19 protein-coding genes are annotated in these 21,438 nt (G+C 55.4%); 3 read left to right on the forward strand and 16 right to left on the reverse strand.

The annotated features are described in order from the left end of the window. Positions 1-15 precede the first annotated feature (15 nt). The 14 genes from L3068_RS13425 to L3068_RS13490 all read right to left on the reverse strand — a co-directional run bounded on the left by L3068_RS13425 (position 16) and on the right by L3068_RS13490 (position 14,369). Positions 16-414, reverse strand: coding sequence for a hypothetical protein (locus L3068_RS13425; protein ID WP_023330608.1), 399 nt, complete (start codon positions 412-414; stop codon positions 16-18). Between the two features lies 1 nt (position 415). Next, positions 416-1,405: a hypothetical protein gene (locus L3068_RS13430; protein ID WP_023330609.1), complete on the reverse strand. Its 990-nt coding sequence runs from the start codon at positions 1,403-1,405 to the stop codon at positions 416-418. Between the two features lie 49 nt (positions 1,406-1,454). Continuing rightward, complete coding sequence (locus L3068_RS13435; protein ID WP_023330610.1) at positions 1,455-1,808, reverse strand: T6SS amidase immunity protein Tai4 family protein; 354 nt, start codon at positions 1,806-1,808, stop codon at positions 1,455-1,457. Beyond that, complete coding sequence (locus L3068_RS13440) at positions 1,805-2,296, reverse strand: type VI secretion system amidase effector protein Tae4 (RefSeq protein WP_023330611.1); 492 nt, start codon at positions 2,294-2,296, stop codon at positions 1,805-1,807. Before L3068_RS13440 ends, L3068_RS13435 begins: the two co-directional genes overlap by 4 nt. A 167-nt stretch (positions 2,297-2,463) precedes the next feature. Next, a complete protein-coding gene (locus L3068_RS13445; RefSeq protein ID WP_014884229.1) occupies positions 2,464-2,946 on the reverse strand; it encodes an Hcp family type VI secretion system effector in 483 nt (160 codons plus the stop codon). A gap of 286 nt (positions 2,947-3,232) precedes the next feature. Beyond that, positions 3,233-4,732 (reverse strand): type VI secretion system contractile sheath large subunit, encoded by a 1,500-nt coding sequence (gene tssC, locus L3068_RS13450; RefSeq protein ID WP_014884232.1) that lies wholly within the window; start codon positions 4,730-4,732, stop codon positions 3,233-3,235. 3 nt (positions 4,733-4,735) lie between these two features. Further along, positions 4,736-5,260, reverse strand: coding sequence for a type VI secretion system contractile sheath small subunit (gene tssB, locus L3068_RS13455; RefSeq protein WP_014884233.1), 525 nt, complete (start codon positions 5,258-5,260; stop codon positions 4,736-4,738). 75 nt (positions 5,261-5,335) lie between these two features. Further along, positions 5,336-6,352, reverse strand: coding sequence for a type VI secretion system protein TssA (tssA, locus tag L3068_RS13460; protein ID WP_014884234.1), 1,017 nt, complete (start codon positions 6,350-6,352; stop codon positions 5,336-5,338). Positions 6,353-6,363: 11 nt separating this feature from the next. Then, positions 6,364-7,080 carry a type VI secretion system-associated protein TagF gene (tagF, locus tag L3068_RS13465; protein ID WP_014884235.1) on the reverse strand — a complete coding sequence of 239 codons (717 nt, stop codon included), beginning with the start codon at positions 7,078-7,080 and terminating at the stop codon, positions 6,364-6,366. Between the two features lie 16 nt (positions 7,081-7,096). Next, the gene (tssM, locus tag L3068_RS13470) at positions 7,097-10,717 is read right to left on the reverse strand and encodes a type VI secretion system membrane subunit TssM (RefSeq protein ID WP_047344661.1); all 3,621 of its coding nucleotides are present in this window, start codon (positions 10,715-10,717) and stop codon (positions 7,097-7,099) included. 2 nt (positions 10,718-10,719) lie between these two features. Continuing rightward, positions 10,720-11,958, reverse strand: coding sequence for a DotU family type VI secretion system protein (locus tag L3068_RS13475; RefSeq protein WP_045134169.1), 1,239 nt, complete (start codon positions 11,956-11,958; stop codon positions 10,720-10,722). Positions 11,959-11,975: 17 nt separating this feature from the next. Continuing rightward, positions 11,976-13,319 carry a type VI secretion system baseplate subunit TssK gene (gene tssK / locus L3068_RS13480; protein WP_014884238.1) on the reverse strand — a complete coding sequence of 448 codons (1,344 nt, stop codon included), beginning with the start codon at positions 13,317-13,319 and terminating at the stop codon, positions 11,976-11,978. Between the two features lie 28 nt (positions 13,320-13,347). Continuing rightward, positions 13,348-13,851 (reverse strand): type VI secretion system lipoprotein TssJ, encoded by a 504-nt coding sequence (gene tssJ / locus L3068_RS13485; RefSeq protein WP_014884239.1) that lies wholly within the window; start codon positions 13,849-13,851, stop codon positions 13,348-13,350. A gap of 23 nt (positions 13,852-13,874) precedes the next feature. Beyond that, positions 13,875-14,369, reverse strand: coding sequence for a hypothetical protein (locus L3068_RS13490; protein ID WP_014884240.1), 495 nt, complete (start codon positions 14,367-14,369; stop codon positions 13,875-13,877). A 999-nt stretch (positions 14,370-15,368) separates the two neighbouring features. Between L3068_RS13490 and L3068_RS13495 the strand changes: the two genes are divergently transcribed. Beyond that, positions 15,369-17,657, forward strand: a complete 2,289-nt coding sequence (locus L3068_RS13495; protein WP_045134171.1) for an FdhF/YdeP family oxidoreductase — start codon at positions 15,369-15,371, stop codon at positions 17,655-17,657. A gap of 22 nt (positions 17,658-17,679) precedes the next feature. Beyond that, positions 17,680-18,576, forward strand: coding sequence for a LysR family transcriptional regulator (locus L3068_RS13500; RefSeq protein ID WP_014884242.1), 897 nt, complete (start codon positions 17,680-17,682; stop codon positions 18,574-18,576). Here L3068_RS13500 and L3068_RS13505 read toward each other — a convergent pair. Both L3068_RS13505 and L3068_RS13510 read right to left on the reverse strand, forming a co-directional pair. Further along, positions 18,555-19,313: a phosphate/phosphite/phosphonate ABC transporter substrate-binding protein gene (locus tag L3068_RS13505; RefSeq protein WP_047344662.1), complete on the reverse strand. Its 759-nt coding sequence runs from the start codon at positions 19,311-19,313 to the stop codon at positions 18,555-18,557. The two genes, L3068_RS13500 and L3068_RS13505, sit on opposite strands and share 22 nt — an antisense overlap. After that, positions 19,306-20,274: a fatty acid desaturase gene (locus L3068_RS13510; RefSeq protein ID WP_047344663.1), complete on the reverse strand. Its 969-nt coding sequence runs from the start codon at positions 20,272-20,274 to the stop codon at positions 19,306-19,308. The genes L3068_RS13505 and L3068_RS13510 overlap by 8 nt, the downstream gene beginning before the upstream one ends. Positions 20,275-20,422: 148 nt before the next feature. On the opposite strand from L3068_RS13510, the gene L3068_RS13515 reads away from it, so the two are divergent. Continuing rightward, on the forward strand, positions 20,423-21,403 hold the full coding sequence (locus L3068_RS13515; protein ID WP_023338419.1) for a GlxA family transcriptional regulator: 981 nt from the start codon (positions 20,423-20,425) through the stop codon (positions 21,401-21,403). Positions 21,404-21,438 lie beyond the last annotated feature (35 nt).

Below are 21,438 nucleotides of genomic sequence, written 5' to 3' on the forward strand. Positions count from 1 at the left end.
ATTTTCAGAATAGAATTAAATATCTTTAACACTTGCAAGAATTAAAAGCAGTAAAAACAAAATCGTGGCAATTTTAACCTTTCTGTTATATGCATTAATCCATGACACGTCGAACTTTGACAGAATATCTTTGCATGATTGTGGTTCAAGCCAGCGCGACCCTGTAATTTTTATACGTTTACCCCGCAAAAGCTTTGATAAAATCATGGCACGAAAACCAAATCCCCAAAACCCAAGATTTTGCCAGGCCTGATAATCCTCGATCTTAAGCAATTTACTCTTAATTAACAGATTATATATTTGTTCAACCTGGTCGGAATGTTTTCGATAGTCAATATAGAAAGTTACCACAATGATAAGAAAAACAACAAAAATACAGATAATAAAAGCAGGGTAAATATTATTGGTAACCACATTACTCTCCGCTAAATATTAGATTATTCACTTGTTCTCCCACAAACCCACCTACTTTAGTTCCACCTGCTGCCCCAGCGGCACCAACGATTAAACCACAAACAAGAGTTCCTGTGCCCGCAGTTGGTACACCTAATGCAATACAAATGGGTGCCGCAAGGGAGGAGCCTAACGCAGCGCCAGCGACACCGCCTCCAAATTTGCTATATTCACTCACTGCAACCTTGCCACATTCATGTTCTCTTCCAACAGTGCAAGCATGGTAAACTTCGTTAGAGGTATTCGCAAAAGAAAAGCCTAGCGCAACCCATCCACCCGCTTTCATGTAAGACGTGATTCTCGACGCCCTGTCGATATATGTTGAGTAGCCGGGAATCGCTCCAATGCCAACGGTACTCCATTCATGAACAATTGATTTTGTGGATAACCCTAATGCTCTTTTCAGATCCGCATAATCTCTAAATTTAAGCTGATTTTTCGTTATTTTATTTAACAGTGGTTTAAGTTGCGCAAGAAGAGCATTACGTTCCGAATAAAACTGCTGTCCAATAAGAGCGCCTTGTGTTCGATACTGATTTTGGTATGTCTTTTCAATCTTAATCAAAATGTTTTCAATTTGTTTAAAATAAGACTCTCCCGCACCACTTAGATTCCCTATTAATGTATCGCCCCAGGCAGTTATGGCAGCAATATTATCAAAGTTATTTTTCAAAAACTCTGCAGCGGAACCATCAATAGTAGCAAGCGCATTATTAACTTTCTTTTTGGCGATAGTTAACCCATTAACCTGTTGCGATTGGTTATGATTATTCGGATCCGCCACAATTAATATCTGGCCAGGTTTAACCCAAGCTGTATCTTTATTCAATTGCATAAAATACTCGGATTTTTCATTTCTTGTACTACCAAACAGTTGTCTGGCCTGGAAATCCAGAGTACCAGGTTGCTGCACCACACAGTAACCTGGAGCAATGTTTGATTGGTTTGCCATGAAAAACTCCCTGTATCTTATCTAGAACGCATAATTGAATGGGGAAACACTATTTTTGGCTTTTGAGCGAACGAATTGCGTCGCTATTGGCGATTAAGCTGCACTTCAATACCTGATAATGACCCTGCTCAGTACCACCTACTTTCTCTTTCAGTAGGGTATCAATCACCTTGTCAGCTTTTTCAAAATTTTCAGCAGCAAGATCGCTTGCTTCAAGCCATGCGGCGGCACTGGCTTCAGCATCATCTTTCAGGCTTTTGCTGTCCGCAATCTTACTGATGCAACGATTTTGCACCCAGTTTTCAAAGATTTGTTGCTGAGAAAAAGCACTGACATCAGGCAGTTTTTGGGCATATACAACGGAGGCATTTAAAGCCAATATAAGCAGCAATAAACGTTTCATTTCAGGCTCCAGAATGTTGCATTGGTAGGGATAAACGAACCATTACCAGGAGAGCCAAGGAAATGGCAATCATCAGAGCAAATATTTCCATTCCAGAGGGTTACATGCCCGGTGGCGTCACTCCAGCCGTGTCCGGTAAAGATGATAATGCCTTGCTTTCCTGCAAATTGGGCAGGCGTTGGGGATGATACTGACATATCTGCATTGCCCAGTACTGTAGGTAAAAATGCAATCATGTCTTTTACCCGAAACATATAGCGCTTTTTGTCATTTCCGGTCACTGTTGCATATTTGCTATTAGATGGAATCGGAATGCCGCAATAATTTAAAACGTAGCTCATACGAATCGGGCAGGCGTTTTTAAAAATTCCGGCGTCAATATTATGCTGAACCTTTCCACCTAATAACTTACCAACCTGTTCTACGTTTACGTTCACTTCTCTGAATCGGTTCCAGGCGGCACCGAAAGCAGGACGCATATGAGACATGTTGTTTCTCCTTGATAAAACGCTCAGGATAAAATGAACCATTCCACAACGATATCAATACATTGCACAATCCATTGTAGGCCCGTGCAAGCGAAGCGCCGCCGGGCGGCACGAACAAAATGCACGTTATCATCAGTCTTAAGTGAGCCCTTTCGGGCCCACTATTATTACGCTTCTTTGTTCTCTTTGATGTTCCAGCCAGCGCTGCTTTCAGCACCTTTACCACCGGCAGTGGTCTGCTCCCAGTACTGCTGTTTCACTTTCGCAGCCTGGAACGCGTAGGTCACACCAACGGTATCGCCGTTGTCTGCACCGGTGTACTGAACAGAAGTCACCAGCACATCTTCCAGCGTGATGCGGGTATATTCCACCTGCTGACCACCGGCTTTACAGACGGACAGTTCAACTTTGGTCAGGTGTTTACCGCTGGCGCAGTGTTTCAGGATTGCAGTGGTGGATTTGTCGATCAGAGCATTAACGTGCAGATCGTTAAAGTTTACTTTACCGGCACCGCCGCCACCGCCAACGCTCATATTACCCGGCTGGGAAGCGCCCCAGGAGAAGGAGGTAATATCAGTCCAGCCGGTGTGGTTAGAATCTTTAGATTCGCCCGTAACACCCTCGACCTTCAGAAACATATCAATAGCCATAATATCTACTCTTCGTGGATGAACAATATTGCTTTTGAAAAAGCACTTATATGGCAAACAGGAAAGCATGGGGCTGAATAAAACCGTCCATATTTTACCTCTGCCTCATATCAAATGACCCGTGTCATTTGACAGTCTTACATTCCCCCGAAATAACGGAATGAATGTGAAGTCTTTCTTGCCGGGTGGCGCTGCGCTTACCCGGCCTACATCGGGCAACGACATCTCTAGATTGCACGTTTTATGGTAGGCCCGTGCAAGCGTAGCGCCGCCGGGTGAAATTCACTTACGCGTCTTTCGTCTTCAGCGACGGCAGTTTAGAAACCAGACGCAGGGAAACGGTCAGCCCTTCCAGCTGGTAGTGTGGACGCAGGAAGAACTTCGCGGCGTAGTAACCCGGGTTGTCTTCAATCTCCTGCACCTGCACTTCTGCAGCCGCCAGCGGTTTACGGGACTTGGTTTCCTGAGAGGAGTTCGCCGGGTCACCGTCCACGTAGTTCATTACCCAGTCGTTCAGCCAGCGTTCCATCTCTTCGCGCTCGCGGAAGGAGCCGATTTTGTCGCGCACGATGCACTTCAGATAGTGGGCAAAGCGGCAGCAGGCGAACAGGTACGGCAGACGAGAGGCCAGACGCGCATTCGCGGTGGCATCCGGATCGTGGTACTCGGCCGGTTTTTGCAGAGATTGCGCGCCAATGAAGGCGGCAAAGTCGGAGTTTTTCCGGTGAACCAGCGGCATGAAGCCGTTTTTCGCCAGCTCGGCTTCGCGGCGGTCGCTGATGGCGATCTCGGTCGGGCATTTCATGTCCACGCCGCCGTCATCGCTTGGGAAAGTGTGGCACGGCAGGTTTTCGACTGCACCACCGGACTCCACGCCGCGAATCGAGGTGCACCAGCCGTACTCTTTGAAGGAGCGGTTGATGTTGGCCGCCATCGCATAGGCGGCGTTCGCCCACGAATAGCTGTTGTGGTTTGCGCCGTCGGTCTGCTCTTCAAAATCAAAGCTGTCGACCGGGTTAGTGCGGATGCCATACGGCAGGCGCGACAGGAAGCGCGGCATCACCAGCCCCAGGTAGCGGGCATCTTCAGATTCACGCAGTGAACGCCAGGCCGCGTATTCGGTATTCTGGAAGATTTTGGTCAGGTCGCGCGGGTTAGCCAGCTCCTGCCAGGACTCCATCTGCATCACGCCCGGTGCAGTACCGGTGATGAACGGACAGTGTGCCGCAGAGCCGATGCGCGCCATTTCGCCCAGCAGCTCAACGTCCTGCGGGCTGTGGTCGAAGTAGTAGTCGCCCACGATGCAGCCAAACGGCTCGCCGCCAAACTGACCATACTCCTGCTCGTAGATTTTCTTGAAGATCGGGCTCTGGTCCCAGCCCACGCCCTTGAAGCGCTTCAGGGTACGGCCCAGCTCCTGCTTGGAGATGCTCATAAAGCGGATCTTCAGCATCTCGTCAGTTTCGGTGTTGTTCACCAGGTAGCTCAGACCGCGCCAGGCGCTCTCCAGCTTCTGAAACTCTTCGTGGTGAATGATCTGGTTCACCTGCTGAGAGAGCTGTTCGTCGATACCGGCAATCAGGTTCTGAATGGTGCGATAGGTATCGTTAGAGAAGGTAACGGTATTCTCCAGCGCCTGCTGTGCCAGGGTCTTGACCGCGCTTTCCACGGCAGAACGCGCCTGATCGGTTTTCGGGCGGAACTCTTTGTTCAGCAGCGCGCTGAATTCATCCTGGCTGAAGGCCTGACCCGCCTGCTGCTCATGTTGTTGAGTCTGGTTGCTCATCGATTATTCCTCGCTACCTTTCGCACTGTCGTCATTTTTCGGCAACTGGCTCAGAGATTTGAGCAGCGTCGGATCCTGCAGAATTTTTGCGATCAGCTCTTCCGCGCCGTTTTTGCCGTCCATGTAGGTCAGCAGGTTGGAGAGCTGAGTACGTGCTTCCAGCAGCTTGTTCAGCGGCTCCACCTTGCGGGCCACCGCGTCCGGCAGGAAGTCGTCCATGCTGTCGAAGGTCAGATCGACGTTGAGCTTACCTTCGCCGGTAAGGGTATTATCTACCTGGAACGCCACGCGCGGCTTCAGCGCCTTCATGCGTTCGTCAAAGTTGTCGATGTCGATTTCAAGGAATTTGCGATCGTCGACCGCCGGCAGGTTTTCCACCGGTTTACCGACCAGATCGGCCATGACGCCCATCACAAACGGCAGCTGAATCTTACGTTCTGCACCGTAGATCTCTACGTCGTACTCGATCTGCACGCGGGGGGCACGGTTACGTGCGATGAATTTCTGCCCACTGTTACTCATTGCCATGATGTTCTCCATCAAAGATGCGCGGTGAAGGTGAAACGGCAGGCTCCATGCCTGTCGTCATAATGCCTGGACGCGTTATTCGCGGCGTCCAAAGATATTTTCCAGTTGGTTAACGCCGTCTGGCGCCAGGTCGCGAATAATGTCCATAAAGTTAAGTTCTGACAGCCGCTGCACCCGTTCAATCATCAGCGGTGCGGGGTGGCTCGGTTCGTACTGCGCAAAATACTGTTTTGCTTTTTCCAGCATCAGCTGCGCATCGGCACGGCTGGTGACCTGCACGCTGCGCCAGTCGGTAACCGGCTGAGCGGGTTGCGTTGCCGCAGGTTGATGATCGGCTTGCGGTTCAGCCTGCGCCTCACGGCCCGGCAACAGCTTGCTGATGTCGGTCACCTGACAGGCACTGGCGACCAGTCCTGTGGTCTTCAGCAGTTGCTCCATCTCGGGTACACCGCTTTCACCGAGATACCCGGTGAGCAGCGCGCGGATGGCCAGCAACCGCTCGTTAATCACGATTACCGCGGCAGTCCCTGGCTGGTCACCGCGGGCCAGTTCGTCAATCAATCTTGGACGGCCCCCCGGATAGTCCGGGCATTCAGTTTTACTGCCGTCCAGCAGTGCCTGGGCGTCCCGCAGCGAAATTTCATCGCCGTTTGAACGCAGCAGCGAGGCGTTGCGTACCGCAATGGTGAGTTCAGATTTATCGCTCAGCCCCGCCAGGGCATTAATCCGATAGAACGGGTCGGTTTCGCCATACTCCTCCAGAAGCGGATAGAGCGGCTCCCAGTAGCGCGCGAGCGCCTCCTGCACCAGCAGCAGCCCGTCTGCGTAGCCTGCCAGCCCGCGGCGGCGTGTCCACGCATGGGTTAGCGCCAGCATCACGCGCAAATCTTTCGTGCGCGCCAGCAGGCTGGTGGCGTATTTTTCTACCGTGTTCCAGTCAGCAGGCTCTGCCGGGATAATGGTGTCGCCAAACTGCTGTTCCGCTTTCCCCTGGCTTGCCTGGTTCATCACCTGGAAGTCAGCGTCGTATTCCAGATTGTCGCCACAGGGTTTATCCGGGCTTATGGGCGCGAGAAATTCTTCGATATTCATGAGATCCCTGCTTATTCAAACATGGGCGGATAAAGACCGTGACGTCCCGGGCGGGCGCCCCCTGCCGGGTCGAACAGCAGGGTGAAAAGCTGCCCGGTAAAGTTGCCGCTGTGGACATGGGTGTACAGCGGGTAACCGTCGCAGCGGTTGGTCCACCAGTAGCTGGTCTGACGCAGCGGGTCAAAACACTCTGCCGCCTGCGGCCAGCCCAGCGTGCTCTGACCGTCCTCGTCATAGCCAATCACGTCAAGGATGTCGGAACGCTTTTGCGGCTCGACGGGCTGCGGAGCCGGAATGGACATCAGCATCTCATCCAGCTGCGAGGCGGAAAAACTGTTGCGCACCGCGTGCAGTCCCAGACGACCTATCTGCTGATACCAGCTTTCCGCCTGGCTGAGCAGGCTGGTCGACCACTCTGACGGGGCGAAGCTCAGCTGGATGCACACCGGGTATTGTCGGCCAACGCTGTCCCGACCGGGCAGCAGGCAGCCCATCTGGATCATCTGGCTGCCCAGCATTGGGGGGACAACAAAATTCCACACCGGCGCTTTGGTGAACGGGCGTTCTCCGCTACGCTGCTCTTCCTGCTGCCAGGCAAGCAGGCCAACCTGGAACCAGTGCGACCACTGGCGCTGTAAGGTGTCAGGAAAGCGGCGCTGCAGGAAATCTCCGGCGCTGGGTAATTTGCCATACCAGCTGTAACGGTTCATCGCAGGGGTATTCGTCATACGGCTGTCCTTGCGGTTATGGGCATGAGAAACGGGGTAGCTGGAACGGATTGCGAATGCTGTTTGGCGCAAACTCCAGCGTGACCTGATGTCCGTCGACGTTGAAGGTGGCCTGACGGCTCAGGCTACCGGCGCCCGGGCTGGTGCTCGCTTTGTCGAAAAAGCGGTTGAGTGCCCAGGCACCGTTGGTCACCAGCGTCGCCGTGCTGCCGTTAGCTAGCCCCAACTGCATGCGGACCTGGTTGGTGCCGCCCGGCCCCGGCCAGTTCATGATTTGAACGGCTTGCGGACCGTGGCTGTAGCGCAGCAGCTGGCCGTCAACGTCCAGCGTCAGGTTCAGGATGGTGTTATCCATTCGCACGGTGCGTACCGTGACCTTGAAAGACGGCGTGGTGGCACCATTCGCAAAAAAAGCGTCGCGAATCGACTGGGCCTGCTGGAACGGCCTCAGCAGCCCTTCACTTCCCGGCAGCGTTTTACCGTCGATGCCCGGCATAAAGCGCCAGTTTGGCTGGGTGGTATCGACTTTATTGGTCAGGTTGTCGCGAAAGAAGGTGTCCATCAGCCCGGTACCTGGCGCAAACATGCGGGCGAGGTCGTCTGGGGTAACTTCCGTGCTGGCGCTACGCACCAGCGGATAACGCCCGGCAATGGCCTGGCGGCAGAACCCGCCCACTTCGACGTTAATCCGCTTACGTACGTTCTCCAGATCGCGGCGCTGGGTATCGCTGCTGGCACCTACCGCCATATTGCTGAACATGGTCTGCAGCCCACCCGGCAGACGACCGGCGCTGGCCTGCAGACGGCTGATCGCCTCGCCGCCCGGCGCTGGCATGCCGCTGTTGGCGGCATCCTGTACGGCGGTCAGGTAACGATAAAGCTCATCCACCTGCTTAAGAAAATCATCAAAGACGATGGTCTTGCCCCCCTTCTCCAGCGGCTGGGCCAGCTCAATCATCGGGGCGTAGTGGTCCGTCACCAGCTGTTCCGGGGCCTGGGTAACGGCTGCGGCCTGCGTCGGGGCAGTGTCATTATTGCTGAACAGCGCTTCCAGCGTGCGGGTGGCACGGTTGCTCTGCGCCTGCGCTTTACCGGCGTTTTCCGGGGCTGGCGTATCGCGCGACAGCGTCAGCACCTGGCTCAGGTTCTGCACCAGACGGCGCAGGGGTGAGTTTGCGCCTGAGAGCAGACGCGCTGTGTTGATGCGCTGGGAAAGATCGGCGCTGTTGTTAAGCTGAATGTCGGCGAGAAAGCGATCCCAGGTAGCGATAAAGTCGCGCATGTAGAGCTGACGCACGGCGTTGTCGATCTGCTGTTTATCCTCCTGCGCCGTCGCGGCGCCCAACACCCAGGCGTCGTCTTCATGCAGTGCGGTGGTCACGCTGTCGATCTGGCTGTTAAAGCTTTTCCAGTAACCGTCTGGCGTATAAAGACCCGGCACGCCGTCGCTTACCGACTTGCCGCTTTTGCGTGAAAACACCAGCTCGCTCTGCGGTCCGCCCAGGTCGGAAAGGGAGACCGGCTTAAGGTTTTCATCATGCTCCAGCAGACGCTTAAGACGACCATACACGCGAGTGGATAACGGCTGCTGATTGATCAGCGCGCGTTCACGCGCCACCAGGGACGCGTCCTGCGCGTACGGCGAAGCCTGAATTTTCGGCTCCAGCAGCTGCGTCAGGTGCCATTCAAGCTGCTGCAGCTGCGCTTTCGTCACGTTCTGCGGCAGGTTGCGCTGCAGATTGAGCATCACCCATGAATGCAGGAATTTGCCGTCGTAGTGCTTCGGCTGGTAAAGCATCTGATAGGCTTTCAGCGCTTCATAGCTGTACTCCACGTCGCTGCCATTATCGTTGCGAAGCCAGGTGGTGATGTGCATGGCGACCGCTGGCAACAGCAGCTGATCCAGCGCTTTCTGGTACAGAGACTGAGAGGCATCGCTGACGTCATCTCCGCGGTAGAGCCCCATGCGACGCGAAACCGGCGGATCGTTTACATCAAACGCATCGCTTTTTGGCAGATCAACCAGACCATTCATCAGCGGCAGCAGATCGAACAGATCGCGCTGCGGCTGGTTCTGCAAGGCTTTGCTCTGCTGATCCAGCAGCGGCACCTTCGCATCCACCTCTTCCAGATAGGCCTTATTTTTGGCATAGCTGGTCAGCCACAGTCCGCCGAGTATCACCAGCAGGGCCAGCAGCGCCGCATAGCCGGACCAGATCACCGCCCGGTTACGCAGTTCCCACCAGCGGTTTTCTCCGGCAATGCCGGCTTCCTGGAAAATGACGTTTTGCAGCAGGTTTTTAATAAAGAAGCTTTGGCCTTTCGCCCCAGGGATCGGCGCGTCTTTACTTACCGAATCCCAGTTATCACTCTCTCCCCCTTCCGGCAGAGAGAGCGCACGGTTCAGTTCGCCCATGACGCGGTCAAACGGCATCCCTTCCTGGGTGCCGCTGGCAAAGTAGATCCCACGCGGAGAGAACTCGGTTTCAAAGTTGGAGCGGGCGAAGACCGTGCTCAGGTAATCCGCCAGCAGGGGACGCAATGCGGCGAACTCCTGCGGGAAGAGATACGCTTCGGCACGGGTTTTCGCGTCATGCTCTTTCAGCATGGTTTCCGGCAGCCCGGCATCGAGGCGCTGCTGCAAGAGCGAGAACTCTTGCTGGAAGTTGCCCATCAGGTCGTAATCGGCGTGTTTAGTCTGCTCCCACGGCAGCGTAAAGCCCCAAATCTGGTCCCGCTGCGCTTTGTCGTAGTCGGCAAACCACGCACGGAAACCTTTGAGCAGGTCAGCTTTGGTGACCATCACGTAAACCGGGAAGCGGATACCCAGCTGCTCGTGCAGCTCAGAAAGACGCTGGCGCAGATTCACCGCCTGCTGGCGTGACGCCTCCGCAGACTGGGTGAGCAGATCAGAGATGCTGATGGTGACAATGACGCCGTTGATCGGCTGACGACGACGGTACTTACGCAGTAACCCCATGAACTGCAGCCATTCACCGGCGTCCTGCACCTGCTCGCTTTCTTGTGTGGTATAGCGGCCCGCCGTGTCGAGCAGCACAGCCTCGTTGGTGAACCACCAGTCGCAGTTGCGCGTACCGCCGATACCGCGCAGCGCGGTCTTACCGAAACGGTCAGCCAGCGGGAATTGCAGTCCGGAGTTAACCAGCGCCGTGGTTTTACCGGAGCCCGGTGCGCCAATAATGACGTACCACGGCAGTTGATACAGGTATTGCGTGCTGAAGCGTTGCGTCCACTGGGCGCCCTGTCCTGCTTTGCTGAAGTGCGCTTTTTTGAGCATCTGCGCAGCTTCATCGAAACGGCTGGCAAGGATTTGCTCCTCGCTGTTCAGGCGTTTCTGCGGATCCGCCACTTCCGGGCTGGTGGTGTTCTCGTTGAGCTTATCCATCAGCTTGCGGTTCAGCCAGGCGTTATAGAGACGCGGCAGAATGTGTCCCTGCGCCCAGAGCAGATAGACCACAGCAATACTGATAATGCGGTTCTGTTCAGATTCCAGGGGCCGGGTATCCACAATGGACAACAGCGGACCAATCATCCAGATCACCGCCGCAAGCGCGGTTACGCCCAGGAAGCTCCACAGAATGCGGTTGGTCAGAATGGAAAGAAGTGTAGTCAGCATCCTTAGTTTCCTTGCGGCAATCCGTTCAGCTCAGCCTGAGTGTTTTCAGGCGACACCAGCAGAGTAATTTCCACACGGCGGTTACGGGCGCGGTTTTCCGGCGTCGTGTTCGGTGCTACCGGGTTAATCTCACCCCGCCCTTCCGCTTTCACGCGGTCTGGCTGAGAGAGGCTTCCTTGCAGCATTTTCTGTACCGAGCGGGCGCGTTCCAGAGAAAGCTCATAGTTGGAAGCGAAGCGCGCGCTGCGGATTGGAACGTTGTCGCTGTATCCCACCACCAGAATTTTGCCGCTGACGTTGTTCATCGCCTGCGCTATGCGGTTAATAACCGGTTCATAACGGTCACGCACCACCGTCGAGGCGGAGGCAAACAGCCCGTCTCCTTTCAGGATAACGACGCTGCGATCCGCTTCATCTTTTACCGCGACCAGACCTGCCTCGATTTCAGGCTTCAGGAAGCCGCGCAGGTTTAGCACTGCGGGCAACTGACGGGCCGGTTGCTGAATGGTGGTTTCCGGCAACTGGGACTGATAAATCTTCGCCAGGACCGGACTGGTGTTATCGCCAAGACGCCAGTTAAGGACGATATAAAACAGGCAGGCGATAAACCCGGCCAGCGCCACGCAGGCCCACAGGGGAACCATCGGCCGCCACAGCTTACGCAGCACCGGGCGATCTTCCGGGTGGGGAGACAGCGGTGGCGGATAGCTGCCCCGCACGCCGCGAATCATCTGCCACAGCCGCTGCTTGATGGTCTCAAGCTGGGTGCGACCATTGTCCAGCACACGGTAACGCCCTTCGAAACCGAGCAGCAGGCAGTAGTTGATCATCTCCAGCAGGAGGATATGTTCGCGCGGGTTCTGCGACAGACGCGCCAGCAGCTGGAAAAACTTCTCGCCGCCCCAGGTTTCGTTATGGAACGTCACCAGCAGGCCATTGCTTGACCAGACGCCGCTGCTGCCCCAGGGGGTAAGCGCAGCGGCCTCATCCAGCGCCGTGCAAAGGCAGTAACGCGCCCCGACGATCACTTCGTAGGGTAGCCCCGCCTGCTGACAGCGGACTTCAAAACGGCGAATCTCATCGATCAGGCGCTGGCGTAACGCCACCTGATCGTCATGTGAAACCGAATGACGGATCTGCGGAATCGCATTGAGCAGCGGATTAGCGGCCGCCACCAGCTGATTGTTGCTACTGGCTCCGGTAAACGCGGCATCACTGCCGGTATCCTGTCGTTCCTGCATATTAAGCGCTCGCTTTATTATTCTGTCGGGCTACGGATGGCCCAAAACTCCATATCCAGCCCCGGGAACTCCCCTGCCAGGTGCAGGGCGAAGGCGCCGGACTTATCCATCTCGTGCCACAGCTCGCTGCCCTTCTCCAGCTCGAAATAGCTGTAGCCTGCATGCCACGGGATCTGCGGCGGCGCGACCGGCATGGCGCGCAGCATAATGCCCGGCAGCTGAAGCTGGACCAGATCGCGGATTTTCGAAACCGGCGCGATTTTCATCTGCGCAGGGAAATGGGTTTGCAGGTGTTCGCCGGGCACATTCGCTTTGACGGCCAGCACGAAGCCAAACTCGCGTACCATGCTGGTTTCAGGAACGGTGGCAATGTTAAGACCATGCGAGCGCTCGTTAAGCGGCAGCTGAATAGCGTGGTCTTCCATCACCAGCGACAGCCCCTGACGCAGCATCAGCATCAGCTTACTGAAGCAGTTCGCCAGATCGTCGTGATCGTAGACCGGCAGCACGCTCTCCGTGGTCCGTTGCGGGGTCCAAGTGGCAAGCTCGGACGCAAACGGCAGCCAGCTGCGCCAGAGGGTTTCCGGGTGCAGCAGCGGCAGCGTTTTTAAATGCGAAACCTCGCCAAGATGACGGTTCACCAGCGACAGTAACGTAAATTCAATCAGTTCCGAGGTGTTAAAACGGCCAGGCTGGCGCAGACGGCCGCCGATCTGCTGGCTGCGCTGCACCAGTAAGCCGTGCAGATCGTTAATCATGCTGTAGATCTGCGGACTGTTATTGGCGTTCAGCATCGGCGGGATGTAGCTGTTATCGAGCCGGACGTGGTTGTCGTGGCGTTTTTCAGTGACAAACGCCACGCCGATGGCGGTCCATTCTGCCGTGAGATCCTTTTCCAGCATCAGCGTCAGGCGCAGGCGGCCAAACTGTACGGTGGCATCCCCCACCGACATGGCGTTGTCGTCTTCGACCTCTTGCTCGAACGCGATGAAGCGCGCCAGCGAGGCCGGCTCTTCGCTGAAGATCACCTCTTCCCGCTCGCCACGACGTACCGGCAGCGCGAGCACCACCTTTTCGTTGGTGAGATTGTCAGGGATTTTAAGCGGCACAGGACCATTGCGTCCGTTGCGCACCTGGAAGAAGGTCCCGTCTGGCAGAAGCCCACTGCAGTAGCTCAGGGCAATGCATCCCTGACGAAGCATCGCTTCGTCGAGTTCAACATCAAGAAAGCCCCAAAGATAGGAACGCTGCAACGCACCCCATTCACGAACGTGGTTGAGCAGATAACTTTCAGTCCGCTGAAAATGGTGTGGACGCAGGAACATGCCTTCGGTCCAGACGACCTTTTCTGCTTTCGTCATGATGATGTGTTTCCTGTTGTGAAGCGCGTTACTGGCTGATGACCCGAATGCCATTTACGTCGAGAAAAACGTTGGCCTGGAGTTCATCCGCGGACCATTTCCAGAACTGGTAGATATGATTTTCGCCTGGCACAGGCAGAGGGAGAGACACGCGCCATTTTTTACCATCCAGCTTCTGATATTCCGCCATCACGCCGATGTAGCGAGCCTCGGGATCGCTCTGACCGCTGAGGGTTTTCGACAGCTGTCCCGGCATCAGGAAGAACACATCGCTGTTCAGCAGATTCGCGCCAAGGGTTGCTGACGCGTTGTTCTGCAGGGAATAGAAGTCGCTGGACATGAAATCCGCATCGGATTTCAACAACAGCACACGGACTTTAAGCGGCGCAGAATCATTGATTTGTGGATGAGCCTGAAACTGCAGATTGTAGCGGGAGGGGTCGCTGTGTGAAGACGACGTACAACCACTCACAAGGGCGAAAACCGCCGCGTAAAAGACCAACCACAGCTTATGAAAATTTTTATTATTCATAAAAATACGCCCACGAAAGCCGTTTAGTTCAGGATCCAGGTACCGTTAGCGCTGTCTTTGCAGGCTTTGCTGTTGCCATCGACATCAACGCAGGTCGCTTTTTTACGCGCCTTAGGACGAATGGCCTGTTTACGGACGGTCGCTTCATACTGGTCGGCTTTGATAACTGCACGCATCGGGACGTAACCAATCAGCTGGTCATTACCCTCATCGGCAAGCGCCATCCAGTAGTGTTCAACCTGACCCAGCACCACGTAGGTTTTTCCGGTTTCCAGCGTACGGATAACCTTTCCGCCAAAGTCAGGACGGCTCATCAGGGAAGCCGGATACATGGCACGATAAGGCTCGTTGAGCGGAGTGAATTCCGTCGGCGGCAACACGGCGTGACGGTGCGTTAAGGTGACACCGTTGACCTGACTGGTCACGATCGTGTCGTCGTTGATTGCAGGTTTCTGTGGCGCTTTACAGCCCGCCACCGCCATGACAAACAGAAGTGAAAACAGTACGCGCATTTTCATATGCTTTTCCGTAGCGATATTTCGATAATGGAGATAAGGGGATGAAATTTGACTTAGGTGCTATTGTTAAAATAGTCAGGATAATTTCGGGGTGTTACTATTTTGAGGGCATAGCTACCGCACGAACCTTTCAGAATAAGGCCCAGCGTCTTCCTGACATATTTTGACAAACGGTAAACAAGTTTACATGAGCTTCGCATCAATTCAATATTTACCGCTACGTAAGTGGCGGTTAATGAAGCAGTCGAAACATTATAGGATTTATCTGATAAAAAAACCCGATATGGCCTACTTTCACTTATTTTCACTCCACACACAGACGTAAGTTATTGTTGTAAAAATAAAAAACACAAAAGAGAACGACTTTCATTAACGCAATAAAGCTATTATCGCCACTACCATAATTAGTAGAATTCTCCTATTGGTGATGTCAAAACAATATATCGCCGATGAATTATTTGTTGCACTAACAGGGTATCTTTAATATTAACCGTACTGCCCGCTCGCAGGACGCCTATTTCACTTATGACGCGGGCGTTAATTTTACTACTCAAAATAACTTTATATTTCACGCTGTGATAATTACCGCATAAGACTTCAAAACAGTCATTAATCATTAAGCCAGAATAAACATTCAGGTCCCTATTTTAATCCTGAAGGTGCTATACCCCCTGCCAGCCGTGGCATTTCTGTTTCTGATCGACCTGAGCCTTCATTCGAAATTTTATCGGTGCTACATCCTTCCTCGCCCACCGCTATCTACCCCACCTACTGGATGATAGATATAATTTATTATTAAAATGATAAAAAAACGTTATAATTTCATTAAATATTTAAGCCGCCTGTCAAGTAAGCCGCTGTAATAAATAGCATTTAAGATAAGCAATTATGTTGCGTCGCGTGCACTTCCCCACCCAACCCTCATTGCTTTAACTTATTGCCCTTTGCAGTGGATTGACGGGCGCAGGCGCGGTATGACCGAACAAGTCAGGAGTAGGTATGAACAAGAAAAGACGCTCAGTTCCCGGTATCAGACACTATGATGGCCCTGCCGGCGGCTGGGGTGCGCTAAAAGCGACAGCCATTGCGGTACGAACCCAGATGGATACCTTTGATGCCCCCGCCACGCTGCTGCGCACCAACCAGCCTGATGGTTTTGACTGCCCGGGCTGCGCGTGGCCCGATAAAGAACACAAATCGACCTTCCAGTTTTGTGAGAACGGCGCCAAAGCGGTAACCTGGGAAGCCACCAGCAAACGCGTTACCCCCGCGTTCCTGGCGGAAAACACCGTCTCTTCTCTGCTGGCTAAATCTGACTTTGAGCTTGAAGGGTATGGTCGTCTGACGCATCCTCTGCGCTATGACCGGGCAAGCGACACGTTCAAGCCGGTTGAGTGGGACGAGGCGTTTCAACGTATCGGCGAGGTGTTGCGCGAGCTTGAACCGGACCAGGTCGAGTTCTATACCTCCGGGCGAGCCTCTAATGAAGCGGCGTATCTTTTCCAGCTGTTTGCACGCGAATACGGCACCAATAACTTCCCCGACTGCTCGAATATGTGTCACGAGGCCACCAGCGTCGGTCTACCCCGCTCCATCGGGATCGGGAAAGGCACCGTCTCACTGGACGACTTCGATAACACCGAGCTGGTGATCTCCATCGGCCATAACCCCGGCACGAACCATCCGCGGATGATGGGTACGCTTCATGAGCTGGCGCGACGCAACGTGCCGATTATCGTCTTTAACCCGTTACGCGAGCGCGCCCTGGAACGTTTTGCTGACCCGCAGAGCGTCATTGAAATGGCAACCTATAGCTCAACGGACATCGCCTCGACCTACTTCCAGGTGAAGGCCGGAGGCGATGCCGCCGCGCTGAAAGGTATGGCCAAACACCTGCTGGAAATGGAGGCCGAACGCGGTAACGTGCTCGACCACACGTTTATCGCAGAACACACCCAGGGCTTTGATGACTTTGCCGCCGATATCGCGCAGACGCGCTGGGATGACATTGAGCGCGAGTCCGGGCTCAGCCAGGCTGCGCTCAAAAAGGTGGCCGAGGCCTATGCGAAATCCAACGCCACCATCATTACCTACGGGATGGGGATTACCCAGCACAATAAAGGCACGGCAAACGTCCGGCTGATCGCTGATGTGCTGCTTCTGCGCGGAAATATCGGCAAGCCCGGTGCGGGAATATGCCCTCTTCGCGGCCACTCTAACGTTCAGGGGAACCGTACCGTCGGGATTAGCGAGAAGCCCACCCCGGCCTTCCTGAACCGTCTGAAAGAGGTGTTTGGCTTTGAGCCCCCTTCTCACCATGGGCATGATGCGGTGCAGGCGACCCAGGCCATGATCGACGGTCGGGCGAAAGCGCTTATCTGCCTCGGCGGTAACTTTGCCGTCGCGATGCCCGATCACGAGAACGGCTTCCCGGCAATGGGTAACCTTGATTTGAGTGTTCACGTTGGCACTAAGCTAAACCGTACCCATCTTCTGGTGGGTAAAGAGACGTTTATTTTCCCGTGCCTTGGCCGTACCGAGCTGGATGTTCAGGCCACCGGTCGTCAGTCCATCACCGTCGAAGACTCCATGTCGATGGTGCACGCCTCCTCCGGCAAGCTGAAACCCGCCTCACCGTTACTCCGTTCAGAACCCGCCATCGTCGCCGGCATGGCGAAAGCCACCCTGCAGGAGACTCGCGTGGACTGGATGACGCTGGTTGAAGATTACGACCGTATCCGCGATCTGATCGAGCAGACCATCCCGGGCTTTGAGGACTACAATGCGCGGATCCGTATTCCGGGCGGCTTCCGTATGCCGCTTCCCCCAACGAAACGCGTCTGGCCAACGGCGACGGGAAAAGCGATGTTCTCCGTATTCGACGGCGTACACGAGAACGCCAGCGGTGAAGGCGAGCATGTTCTGCGTCTGATTACGCTGCGCAGCCACGATCAGTACAACACCACCATTTATGCTCTGGACGACCGCTACCGTGGCGTGTTTGGCCGCCGCGACGTGCTGTTTATGAACGAAGAGGATATGGCCCTGTCAGGGCTGGAACACGGCGACCGCGTGGATATCGAAACCGCCCTGCCCGGCAGCGTTCAGCGTCTGGAAGACATTACCGTAGTGGCATACCACATCGCGCGGGGTTCAGTCGGGGCTTATTACCCGGAGGCCAACGTGCTGGTGCCGCTCGATTATCTGGATAAGGACAGCGGTACACCGTCTTACAAATCCGTTCCGGTTCGCATCATCCTGCGCTCGAAAGAGATCCGAATGCTGTAAGGCTGTTCGCGAAGAGTCATCCATGGATATTAAACAGTTAAAATACTTAATTGCGCTCGACGAGACCCGTCATTTTGGTAAAGCGGCCTCGCAGTGCAACATCACCCAGCCGACCCTCTCCATGCGCATCCGCAACCTGGAAGAGGAGCTCGGTCTGGTGCTGATTGCGCGCGGACAGCGCTTTGAGGGTTTTACGCCAGAGGGCGAACGGATCCTGGCGTGGGCGCGTGCTCTGCTTGCCGCTCACGACGGACTACAGGCGGAAGCCGCGCTGTGCAAAGGCCAGGTGGTGGGTGAATTACGCCTGGGGATGGTTCCGCTGGCGAGCGTCGATCCGATGATCTTTATCCGCCAGCTGACGCAAAAATACCCGGAGCTGACCTACAGCCTCTATTCCATGTCCTCTGCACACATTGCCGATGGCGTCAGCCGCAACCAGCTGGAGCTGGGTATTTGCTATCTCAACAGCATCGATACCAGCCTGTTTGACATTATTCAGTTGCCTGAGACGAAGATGGGCCTGCTGCATGATATTCGTCATTTCCAGCTGGACCCGACGCCGCTGACCTGGCAGGACCTGACGGATTTTCCGCTGGGGTTCCTGACAAAAGGGATGCATTACCGGGCGCATATGGAGGCCAGCTTTGCCGCCGCCGGAATCGAACCCAGATCCGTTTTCGAGAGCGACTCTACGTTCCAGATCATTCAGGCGGTTCAGAGCGGCGTTTGCTGCGCCGTGATGCCGCTGAACAACGGGCTTGAGGCGCTAAACAACCATTTCAGGATAGTCCCCATCGCCGACGCGAACATTGAGGCGCCCATCGGCCTGATAATGCGCAGGCAAAAACCCCTCTCCTCCCTGGCGCTGCGCTGTTTTACCGACGCGCAGGAGATTTATCACGCGGACAATAACGCATAAGCCTGGCGCGTGACCACGCTAAACCCGCCGATCAGCACCGCATCACAGACCGCCCGGTGCTCCGGGACGGTTACCAGCGCGTGAAGCGCATCGCGGATGGCGTTAAGCGCGTCAGGAGGTGTATGAGGCGACGTGATTAAGGGCAGGCCCGGCGTTAGCGGAGTTTGGTCAATCACCGTCAGACCCGCCAACGCTTCCGGCTCATGACGCTGCAGGAGTGCCCAGGTGACACAGTCGATAGCGGCGATATCACCCTTGCCGCGTTTGACGTCAATCAGCGACTGACGGTGGCTGCCGCTGAATGACGTTTGCGAAAAGAAAGGGTCGCGGGTCACCCACGGTGCCACTTTTTTTCGCAGCGCGTGATAGCCGGACTGCGAGTCAGGAGAATTACAGACCACCCGGCGTCCGCGAAAATCCGCCAGCGTAAGAGGCCGATCCTCCGAGCGCGTCACCAGAAAGCTGCGGTAGTGGCTCCCTTCGCATCCCGCTGCCGTGTAGTGAAAACAGCCCACCACCTGCACCTCCGGGAGCTGCGTGACCAGCGGGTAGCCGCAGGTCTGGCTGAGAATCAGCGCCGGCTGCTGCCAGTGGTTCAGCAGGTCCGATTCGGGCCAGCGGGGGACACGCTCAACGTACACGCCCCGGTCGGCCAGACGTTGTTGTACCGCCAGCCAGAGCGCGCGAGTGTCGGCGCGATCAACGGCATACATGGGAAACGCCAGCAGGTTACTCATATCTTTCCTCTTGTGTTCCGGGGTGAACGGTGACCGCCACTGGCCGGGTCAAGAACTGGCGTAGCCATTCGCCATAGCCCCTGACCACAAAACCGTGGTTACGCTGCCGGTACGCCTCGCGGTTTTGGTGGTAGATCGTCTGTAACCCATACCAGGGAACGCCCGGTAAATCGTGGTGAATGGAATGGTAGTTGAGATTTAAAAACAGTACCCGCCAGAATAGCCCAGCCTCGTTAATGACGGAACGCGCCAGCGGATCGTCCGCCGCGCGATGTTCGTAAAAGGAACGGACCTTGGTCAGCGCCAGCGCCGGATAGCTTACCGCCAGCACAAACCAGACGGGTGAAAAGCCGTTATGCGCCATCCAGGTGAAAAGCGCCGCCAGAAGCACAGCGTGAACCAGCCACATCGCCATCGCCCGCCGTTGACGCTGACGAAAGGCCGCCACGGCGATCCCCAGCGTCTGCAAAATATCAAGCAGCGGTGCCAGCACTATCCGCCCGCAGAAGGTATTGCGGGCCTGGATCATGCGCTTCTGCCAGGGAGAAAAGCGCGCCCAGCTCGCCTCTGTAAAATAGTACGACTCCGGGTCATCCACCGGGATGGTCAGACTGTCGTGACGATGATGCGCCAGATGGGAATCCCGGTACAGGCCATAGGGATACCAGACCGCCAGCGGGAGCGTGCCAAACAGCTGGTTAAGCCAAGCAAAACGCGTGGGATGCCCGTGGATCAACTCATGCTGCAGGGACATGTACCAGGCGGTAAACCAGATAAGCAGCAGCGTGGCGGGCAGCAGGCCGAGCGTTTGCCAGAACGTCAGCGTGGTAAACCAGCCAGCGTAAATCGTCAGGATCAGCAGCCATGTGGGCAATTCGCTTCGCCACAGAAATCCTGATGCAAGATGGTGGATGCGATCGCGCTGTTGCGGATGCAAATAGAGAGATCTTCGTTTACCCATTCCTTCAGACGCCGTTTCGCCAGAGACACTACCCTGACGATCGGGGATAACGTCTGAAATGACAAAGAACTTAAATCGCTTTGCTTTGCCAGAAACAGAGGCCCACGCGCGGCTTGACTTATTCTGTGATAAAGGTACTTTTCAGGACATGAAGAAGATCTTAATTATCGTCCCTGACGGCGGCATGCTGTTTGAAGCCGCCGGTATCGCCGACATTCTGATGCAGGCTAACCGGCTGCACCCGGAAGGGCTTGCGCACCCCCGCTACCGCATTATTATCGCCACCACGCAGCCGCACCAGGTGATCCACGGTCAGTCCGGCCTGAATCTGCTGGCGGATTATCGTCTGCCTGAACTGGATCCGCGTGAACCGCTGGACACCATTATCATCACCGGACGCGGGATGAACGAGCAGGAGAGCACGGCGGTAGTGGACTGGCTGCACCTTGCTGCGCCGCATGCCCGGCGGATAGCCTCCATTTGCGGCGGCGCGATGCTGCTGGCCCAGAGCGGCCTGCTGGATGGTCGTCGCGCAACCACCCACTGGCGGTTGCTGGAGACCATGCAAACCCAGTATCCGGCTATCCGCGTCGAAGGCGGTCCACTGTATATTCAGGATGGTCCCGTCTGGACCTCCGGCGGCGTGAGCTCGGGGTTTGATCTCACTCTGGCGCTGGTGGAGGATGACTATGGTTTCACCCTCGCCCGCGACGTGGCGCAGGATATGGTGATGTACCTGCGCCGCCCCGGCGGTCAGCTGCAGTTTAGCCGCTATAGCCTGCAGCCGTCCGGCGCATCTGGGCCAATAAGCGACCTGCAGGCCTGGATACTACAGAACCTCACTGCCGACCTGTGCGTAGAAAATCTGGCCGAGAAAGTGGCGATGAGCCCGCGCAATTTCACCCGGGTCTTTACCCGGGACGCAGGCGTTCCACCTGCCCGCTACGTAACCGAAGCGCGCCTGGCCGCCGCCAGACAGCTGCTTGAGCAAACCCGTGATTCCCTTGAGCGCATTGCTGAGCAAAGCGGGTTTGGTACCAGCATTAACCTGCGCCGCGTGTTTGAGAAACAGCTCCACCTTACCCCGGGCGAGTACCGCCAGCGCTTCCACTGTCGCAGGATGGCGTAATCTGATCCTTTTTTGTCGTTTACGCCAATCGGCCT

The sequence above is a fragment of the Enterobacter cloacae complex sp. ECL414 genome (assembly GCF_021869685.1).
GTDB classification, from domain to species: domain Bacteria; phylum Pseudomonadota; class Gammaproteobacteria; order Enterobacterales; family Enterobacteriaceae; genus Enterobacter; species Enterobacter kobei.